This is a genomic window from Kitasatospora putterlickiae, from assembly GCF_039527695.1.
GTDB lineage: Bacteria > Actinomycetota > Actinomycetes > Streptomycetales > Streptomycetaceae > Kitasatospora > Kitasatospora putterlickiae.
Genome location: NZ_BAAAKJ010000181.1, coordinates 14,130 through 14,455, shown reverse-complemented (window position 1 = coordinate 14,455; position 326 = coordinate 14,130). Strand labels below are relative to the sequence as shown.

Annotated in this window: 1 pseudogene; it reads right to left on the bottom strand. The window is 78.2% G+C overall.

Annotation, left to right across the window (positions count from 1 at the left end):
• Positions 1–326: pseudogene (locus ABD308_RS18215) on the bottom strand (hypothetical protein); the annotation flags it as partial.

Below are 326 nucleotides of genomic sequence, written 5' to 3'. Positions count from 1 at the left end.
TGGACGCGCACATCCACCCGGACAAGACCGCCTGGGGCGAGCCCTGGTGCAGCCGCCGCCCGGCCGCCGTGGCGAGGCGGTGGGCCAGCCGGCGCACCGCCTCCGGGTCGGTGAAGCGCACGCCGGTGGCCCGGCGCAGGCCGCCGCCCCGGTCGAACCAGATCTCGTCCGGTCCGTTGACCAGGACGTCCGTGACGTCGGGCGCCGCCAGCAGCCGCTCCAGCGGGCCCGCACCCACCAGTTCGGCGCAGAGCGAGCGCACCGTGTCGAGGACGTCGTCGCCGCCGAGCGGCGGCCTGGCGGCCCGCAGGGCGGTCGCCACCGAG